Annotated in this window: 6 protein-coding genes and 1 pseudogene; 1 reads left to right on the top strand and 6 read right to left on the bottom strand. The window is 55.5% G+C overall.

Features of this window, described 5'->3' with window-relative positions:
- Positions 1 to 98: 98 nt before the first annotated feature.
- A pseudogene (locus D6T64_RS02775) lies at positions 99 to 464 on the top strand (ATP-binding protein); the annotation flags it as partial.
- A gap of 107 nt (positions 465 to 571) precedes the next feature.
- On the opposite strand, the gene istA reads toward D6T64_RS02775, so the two are convergent.
- The 6 genes from istA to D6T64_RS22135 form a co-directional block, all read right to left on the bottom strand.
- Positions 572 to 1,711 carry an IS21 family transposase gene (gene istA, locus D6T64_RS02770; protein ID WP_267900466.1) on the bottom strand — a complete coding sequence of 380 codons (1,140 nt, stop codon included), beginning with the start codon at positions 1,709 to 1,711 and terminating at the stop codon, positions 572 to 574.
- Between the two features lie 149 nt (positions 1,712 to 1,860).
- On the bottom strand, positions 1,861 to 3,219 hold the full coding sequence (locus D6T64_RS02765; protein WP_119971249.1) for a flippase: 1,359 nt from the start codon (positions 3,217 to 3,219) through the stop codon (positions 1,861 to 1,863).
- Complete coding sequence (locus D6T64_RS22465) at positions 3,164 to 4,504, bottom strand: hypothetical protein (protein ID WP_158594776.1); 1,341 nt, start codon at positions 4,502 to 4,504, stop codon at positions 3,164 to 3,166. The genes D6T64_RS02765 and D6T64_RS22465 overlap by 56 nt, the downstream gene beginning before the upstream one ends.
- Positions 4,505 to 4,621: 117 nt before the next feature.
- A complete protein-coding gene (locus tag D6T64_RS02760) occupies positions 4,622 to 5,419 on the bottom strand; it encodes a glycosyltransferase (RefSeq protein ID WP_267900465.1) in 798 nt (265 codons plus the stop codon).
- A 14-nt stretch (positions 5,420 to 5,433) separates the two neighbouring features.
- The gene (locus D6T64_RS23610; protein WP_407643261.1) at positions 5,434 to 5,817 is read right to left on the bottom strand and encodes a serine O-acetyltransferase; all 384 of its coding nucleotides are present in this window, start codon (positions 5,815 to 5,817) and stop codon (positions 5,434 to 5,436) included.
- Between the two features lie 1,732 nt (positions 5,818 to 7,549).
- A complete protein-coding gene (locus D6T64_RS22135; RefSeq protein WP_147364437.1) occupies positions 7,550 to 8,251 on the bottom strand; it encodes an acyltransferase in 702 nt (233 codons plus the stop codon).
- Positions 8,252 to 8,304 lie beyond the last annotated feature (53 nt).

Genomic DNA, 8,304 nt, shown 5'->3' with positions numbered 1-8,304 from the left:
CCGGTGGGCAGATCTGTTGGCCATGAATGGGCAGTTTTCCTGGCCACCAGCGGGCATTCTTCGTGGCCGCCAGTGGGCCGTTCTTCATGGCCCTTGACATGCGGGCGCACTACATTCGGATGCCTGAACTTGAAGAGGCTTGGCAGCTGGCCCGCGATAAACCTGCCGGGACGACGAAGTTTCTGAACAAGTACACCGCGTTCACGCTCCTGGTGATCGATGAATGGCTCCTCGACGAACCCGACGAGAGCACCCGCAGCATGCTCTTGGAACTTCTCGAGCGACGCTACGACGAAGCATCAACGGTGTTCTGCACCCAATATGCACAGCGTGATTGGCACCAGCGCCTTGGCTCCGGGGTTCACGCCGACGCGATCATGGACCGCATCGTGCACAACACCATCTGGGTCGAGACCGGCGGCCACAACATGCGAGAGCACACCGCCGGCCTAGTCACCGCTTAAATCTGTCGCGCTAGTCGAGGGCTGCTGGCCCCCGGCCGCGCGGCAGCCCGGCATCTCCAGGCAATACCGGTGGCCCCCCAAGGCAATATTGAACGGCCCCCAGACCCTCAAATACTCAGCCCTCGAATACCAACGCTGTNAGGTCGGTGCTGTCGTTTGACGCTTTGGAACTGTCGTCGCAGCACGTCGGCCTCGGCGACATGGTTCGGGTCGGTCACGGTCAGTGCGCGCGCCCATTCTCGTTCGTGAGAGGTGACGTTCACCCCATTGTGGGTGACGTTGATGGTGTCCAGGCTCGCCGTCACGTCGACGAGCCGGCCGATCATCGCCGGCGCGACGGAGTAGTCGTTGGAGAGCACCCGGACGTAGTAGTCCCGCGGCAGGCGCACGGTGTTGCGAAAGAGCACGTCCGGCGCCACCGGCGATAAGGGCCGCATCGCGGCGCGGTCCCGCTCGATCAGGTCCATCGGCCGGGCCCGCCGCGACCGGGAGTGGCGGGCGTTGGCCCGTGGGAGCCAGTCGTCCATCTGGTCGTTGAAGTCCATCGGCGAGGCGAACTGCCGGCCGGGCATGAACGAGGATCGGAAGAACTTGTTGCGTCGCTCGACCATGCCTTTGGACTCCGGATCACGGGCCATGAGCAGGTGGATCTCGGTGCCGAGGGTCCCCGCGAACGCGGCGGCCGGCGCGGTGAGTTTGCCCTTGCCGATGCCGGTCTCGTTGTCCCAGACCAGCCGCTGCGGAACGACGCCGGCCGTCTGAAGCAGCGACCACATCCCGCCGAGCAGGTCCGGTGCTGAGCGGGATGGCAGCATCTGGGCTTGGAAGAATCCCGAGAACGTCGACGTCATCACCAGCACCGGTGGCATGCCTTCCTGGTCATGGCCCAGCGGCAGGGGCTCGTGCGGGAACCAGAGGTCGCATTGGACCTGCTTGCCCGGCTCGTGCACCAGGCGATCCGCCGGGTCCGGCGGGACGTATTCCGGCCGGATCGCAGCCACCTTGTCGCGGAACATCGACGCTGACCCCGACCAGCCGACACGCTCGGCCAGCACCGACGCCGGCATCGTCGGCGTCGTGGCCAACAGCACCCGAACCTGCGCGGCATACGCGTCGAAACTCGAGCCTGTCGTTGCGCGGTGGTACTTCGGCAGCCGGTCCGCTTCCAGCGCCCGATCCACCGTTCCCCGCGACACCCCGACGACTCTGCCGATCTCCCGTTTCGAGTGCTGCCCCGTTGAAAACAGCTGGCGTATCCTCGCTCAATCGTCCATATTGATCACCCTCCATAGTGGCTGGTGGCCCTATTTTCAAACGGCGATATTGGCCCTATTTTCGGTCGGCGTTAACAATGTGGTACTTCCGGTCTCGACCAGACTAAATCGAGACTGCGAAACTATATCCTCCTCCAGCGAAGAACCGCGTACACGGTCGCCAAGGAACGCCAAGGAATCAGAGCACGCATCTGGCGGAGAAACAATCCGCGTGTCTTTCTAAAGAAGAGATTCCCAAGAATCCCGTTGAATATATGTGCAAGAACCGTAGTTGTCGCCGCTGCGACTGCGCCGTAGTGCGGAATCAAGAAAAGGTTTAGCCCTATGTTCAACAAAACGGCACCGACGGCGGAAACAAGAGCCTCAAAGTGTAGCCCCTCGGTGAGAATCCAAACCGTCCTTAGAACACCGAGGAAGAGAAACGGAGCTCCACAAAACAGGATTTGGACAAGTACGCCAGTCTCCTCAAAATCGGGGCCATACAGCACGCCGACAATCAACGGTCCCAAAGCAATTCCACCCATGCCGACGAGGTATCCAAGGCCAGCCGCAAGTCGAAAAAGCGAGTCGCTCTTCCCCTCGAACGAAGCTCGATCAGTCAGATTAAGTGCAACTAAGCCGGGTAGCACGGCCGTCAATAATGCCGTTGGTAGGAATGACATTGCGTCACTTAGATTCGCTGCTGCAGAATACAAGCCGACTTCCCTGGAATCCGACAGTACAAGCAGCATAGGTTGATCAATTCGCATGTACAGAATCACCATGAACGAGTACGCGAGAAGTGGCAAGCTCACGCGGAGAATCGCAGAAAAGGGTGCCGAACGACTTGGCAGGAGAACGGAGTGCGTGCTTGATCTCCGCCTCACCAGATACGCAGCTGTGAGAAGTACCCCCGCTATGAGGTTTTCAAGAACCACTATGCAAGCGAGAAGCCATAAGGACTGGGTCGTGAGAGCAACTACCATCCGCCCGATACTCGAAGCCAGAATGGAAGCCGTTCTACACAGGGCGGCAGTCGAGTTCTGTTTTGTTGCTTGAAACCAAAAATCGACCGCGGAAAAAGGACGCGCAAGCATTGCCAACGACAGGATAAGGAGCAACCCGCCGCTCGGACCCGTACGAAATATGTAATGCGCGGAGACAACTAGAGCGATAAATCCTAAGAGCGAACCCACAACAGAAAATAGAACTGCCACACGAAGGAGTTGTGATTCCGATGCGGACTTCTCAGCATAGAAGCGCACGAGCGCCACTTGGCCGAAAAGGCTCAGTGGCAACGTGATGGCCAATACGGCCGTCGCCGCTCCAAGGTAGCCGAATTCATCGGGACCCAGACTTCGAAGCACGACGATATTGACGGCAGCCACCGCCAAGAGATTTACGATCTTCTCGGCGAGCAGGAACACAAAGTTTGCGCGGCTATTCCTACTTGACATGCCGCACAATCTCGCGTCGCGGGTTGGCCAGCAACCGGTGATCATGCTTACTGTCTGGCGCGAGCTGACGGAGGGATTCGCCCACACTGTATATCGCGATAGCCAAGGTCAGAGCCACTGGAAACCGAGTGGAATCTCCAAGCGGTGAGGTCAAGAGATGAATAACACCAGTTAGGCAGATGAATAGAGCTGGATAACTTTGTGTACGAATCGAAAATCGAATGGAAATGGCTGATAACCGTATGGCGATGAATCCGAAGATTATTGCAAAGACGCCGGCCTGCACCAAGGAACCCAGCACTACTGAATGAAGCGGGACCTCCGCCGACAGAAAGAGCCTGTCATAGTCTGCAAAATTTATCACGTAGCCCTGATCGATAAACCAAGCGTATGCACCACTTCTGACCCCATCTGGAACGACCGCGTCGGGACCCCATCCGAAAACCGGTGAGGCGACCCATGAAGCAAATAGAAGCACTAGCTCTTTTCTGGCACCAAAGAGTAGACCGAAGTCCCCCGATTGGTCTGACAATTTGCCCGCAGAAGCTTCACCCAATAGACCATTCACGGCGAGATACTCATAACCAAAAGACGCAATAGCTAATCCGGCGATCAGCAGGGAGACCACACCTAACATTGCTCCTCGCGAGGCTCCTTGACGTTTAAACAGGAGCATCGCACACAGAAGAACAATGACTGCCGCCGACCGGGAGCCGAGCAATAAGTGAACCATTGCGAGGGCCAAGAGCAGCGCCGGCGCCGTAAAGAACCCGAAAGCCTTCCCACGAAGGCGTTGTGCCGCGAGCATAACAAGGATTGTCACGGCCCAACCAAGACCGAACTTCCAGGGATCTATGAGCGCCGATACAGACGGCGTGAGTATGTACCCGGCTATTTGACTCAAAGCGGCGCCGACTAGGAGGGGTGAGAGAAGACCTAGTCCCGGTCGCCGTCCCAGTATTCGTGCCAGGACCAGTACGAGAATTAGGAGAAAGGTATAGTTGGCCGCGGCCAGCAGGAACGACCGAGCTGGTCCTGAGGCATGAAGCGTGGCTAATCCGAGGCCGACGATGAGGATGCCAGCGGCCCCGGAAAAATTCCTCACTGACTCTGGCCAATAATCCCTCTGCGCAAAAGAAATAATGAACCAGACTAGACATACGATTTCCGAAACGGAAACGCGTCCTCCGACGTCCACGAAAATGCTCGAGCCAAGCCCAATGAGCAAGCAAAGTACAGCATCAGACCGACGCAGGCCCTGAATAAAGACACTTCGATTCATGGTGTGACTTGTCCCCAGATTCTTGGCTGCAGAAAAGACATTCATCACCGTGTGATCCTCAGCCTTCAAGTGAATCTATCCCTAGTCCACTGGAAGGCATGGCATGGCCTCCAGGACAAAACCTGGTTTGTCTCCTGTTACTTAGCTGGAACATGGCGAATATCGTCACGAGATTTGTCGTCCGCGGAGCTTTTGGTACAGCGGCGAGAAACGAATGGGTTTTGAGATCGACGCAAGGTATTGCCAGACCGCTGCACATATCCGTCGTCCGTGGTCCCTCGACGTGGTGATGTACTTGGAACGAACTCTCCATCCCTCCAGAACGAAAAGATGTCCAGAGGTGCCGGACTTCGATGCATCGTGCCGACGCAAAGCGCCGATTAAATTGGGAACAATCGAAATTTGATCCGGCGACAACTCTGTTAGTCGAAAAAGGAGATCCAGATCCATGCAGTAGCTGAAGTCACTGCTGAATCCCCCAAGACGAATTAGCAGCTCCCTATTGATGAGGATTGAACCCGAAAAGACGTAGCAACCGTGAAGCATTAACCGCTGGTGGCTTAGCGAGGCCGACGCATACGAGGCGATCAAGGAACCGTCAGCTCGGAGCACTTGATGGCCACCGATTAGCAATTTGGGCTGGTGGCCGTCGCTTCGATCCGCAGCCTCGCGAAAGGCAGCGAGGGAATCTGGCAGAACTATATCATCGGCATTGAGCCACAGAATATGCGTGCCGCTAGCGCGTGACAGCGCACGATTGAGCGCATCAGATTGTCCAGAGTCAGCTTCTACAGTAAGCGAAACTCGAGAATCCAGCTTTGCCATAGCTTCATAAGCTGCCACGCTCCCATCTGTGGAACCCGCGTCTTGAATGATTATCTCGTCCTTGTCGGACAACTGACACGCAATGGAATCCAGAGCCGCTGTCACAAACGGCATCGAATTATATGAAGGGACAAGCACGCTTATACTGATGGTCACTTTTTCCTATTTTCAATTGTCCGCGCCGGGCTTCCGACGACACGGCTTCCACTGGAGACGTTTCTCGTTACGACCGAATTCGCACCCACGACACAATTGTCGCCTAGGTGGATAGACCCCAATATAGCGGCCCCGCATCCGACAACAATTCCATTACCGAGAGTCGGATTCTCTTGGCCTTGATCGCTTGTGCTGATGCTTTTTTGTCCGAGTGTAACGTTTTGCAGCAATGTTGCATTCTTCCCTATGGAAACTTGGTGACCGACCACTACCCCCGAAGTATGTCGAATCACCAGCCCTCCCTCCGCGCGAGCCCCGTTCACCCAGTCAATACCGTGTGCTCGAAAATTCCGATATCGAATCACCCTCGCGATCGGCATCAAGCCGATGTCTTCGACGAGTATCTGTACTCGAATGAGCATTACGGCACGCAACCCGGGCTCTATGCACAGATACCAGATCTTGCGCAGACTAGACGCACTCGGCCAAGAAGCGGCGAGGTCCTGGGCCGCATTCTCGTAGAAAGCTTTGTAGGAACGCAACATGCTTTAACCAGCCTTCAGCAGAATCTTCTTATCGGGTTTACAAAGTCTCAATGCTGGTTCTCACGATTGGAACGGAAAGTCCGGAGCAGCCCAGAATTCTCAGAATGCTATTTAGTAATAGGTAGGATCGACACTTTTGCGGATTGGAACAAACTGCTCGACGGGGTCACGACCCAAAATTTGGTTTCTCATCACCTACTCGGGCCGGACCCGTGCTCGCGTACCTCGGATTATCCGCCGAACCAGCGATACGACGGGCCGACGCACTCGGTGCAACCGATCCTCAAATCGCAGCGACAACGAATAGCGTCTCTGGTATCTGCGATCGGGATGGACTGCGCTCTGCAGCCTTACTACGTCGGGAAGACTGCGGGATGGCAGATTCGCAAACCTAGAGTTCCCAGTTGTGTGCGTTCCGGCAATGCCATGTCCAATGTTTGATACCAGATTTGAAACAGGGATTGCCGCCCAGAGATCTCTCTCGGCCAAGGATAGAAGCCATGGAATGTCCCAGGCGTCCAACACGCCTGCTTCCGCCAAAGCAATCAGTCTTCGCCTGTATTTCCAGCCAACTCCGTAGTAGGAGGGTGCTTTCACAACCCGATCGAGACTCCACGTTCCCGTCCGAAATCCCTCCCAACGATCCTTCCAGGTTCCCCATCCCCAGATATGGCCGTCGGAGAACAAGACGTCTGAGTCAGCGCGCCTCACACTGCCAAGAAAGTTTGTGCCAGAGACCATACCGACTGATGGGGAATCCGCGTACATACTCAAGGCTTCAAACCCAAATCGAAAGAAATCAGGCGATGGCAGACAATCGTCTTCAAGAATGAGTCCAGATGACTCCGACGAAAACATGAAATCTATCGCACCTTGCATAGCGCGTTTGGCGCCTTGGTTCGACGAATAGAACAGGGTACGAACGGGACATTGCCAATTGAACTCATCCACAGCCGACTTCACGTTCGAAACGAGCTCGACTTCGTCGGCCCTTCTCGAACCGTCGACAACGAAGTAGAGCACCGATGGGCCGTATGCTGCTACAGCGTCGAGCACTGCACGGGTCTCGGCAGGGCGGTTAAAGCCAAGAACAAGTACGGCTCGAGATCTAGTGCTTTCCAAAGCGGTACTCACAGATGCCCAATCGAAACCGGGGTTTGAGACCGCTTTGCCTTCGATGCTTTAACTGTGGACTCAGTCCAAGGGGACATTCGCATCTTCCTCTCTATTGTGCAGTCGAATGTCTGACTCATAAGGCGGTGCTCTGCCCCATGCGCCGCTCTATTTTCCGAATGACTGGTCGAATCTGGACCCGGCCTAGTAAGTGCAACCATGGAAACTACTCTCCTTAGACAACACACGGTTTAATTCAGAGCGAGTTGGCTTCGAACGAACGCAATCGAAAAGCCGCCCGTACGATTGTTTAAGTTGTACCCATGCTTGGCCTAGATTCCCTGGGGAATTCGTGCCGGCACGCATGGTTTCATAATTTGTCGGACTGTAATGCATTTGACGGGTGAAATCGATGATGTCTGGCGTCCCTTGGCAGCACTCAGATTTCGCATATTCAAAAGGCATCGACAATCTGTTCACCGCTGACCGAATCCGCGACACTCGTTGTACGCGTCTCTTCGCGGTCAAACCAAAGCCCGTCCGTTACTGACTTCCACTTCGCGGGCATGCCTGCCCACAATCCCGGATTCCCCGCTGAACGGGACGCAGTCAAAAGGGAACCGGCGGCAAGAATGGACCGAGCAGGCAAAACTGCTCCACCCAGCACTATGGAATTGGTTCCAACAAAACTGCGGTCTCCGATAACAATGGGGCGCGCTACTTGCGCATTCAGCCTCAGGTCCGTGCTGTGCGTCAAAAATGTCGTGTTGTGACCCGCAATCGACGAGAACGTGCCGATTGAAACTCTTCCCGAGCAATCGATGGTGTGTCTGCTTGCAATTTTGGCGTACGGTGCCATCTTTAGTTCCCCGTGGTGGCTCTTGGGAAACCAGATCGCAAATGGAGGCGCTGCAGATATAAAGTTATAGCTCCCAAGAAGTGCACCCTGCTCAAGTGAGAACAATCTCAAATTGCGCACAGCGTTGAATTGCTGGACCGATGCACCTGGACCAATCTTTACCTTGTCGACATGCCAAAAAAGACACGCACCCACAGTAGCTGAGCTGTCAATTTCATAACCTAGTCGATTCAGTACCCAGATCTTGGCCCGACTGTGCGGCCAGAGCCACACGGCGAACCGCAGTTTATTTCTCATGCCGGGTCCATTTCATTGTGATCCTTAGTTTCAGGTTAGTCGCGCGTACATCC

The organism is Cryobacterium melibiosiphilum (assembly GCF_003602235.1).
Classification (GTDB): domain Bacteria; phylum Actinomycetota; class Actinomycetes; order Actinomycetales; family Microbacteriaceae; genus Cryobacterium; species Cryobacterium melibiosiphilum.
This window is presented reverse-complemented; position numbering and strand designations above follow the sequence as displayed.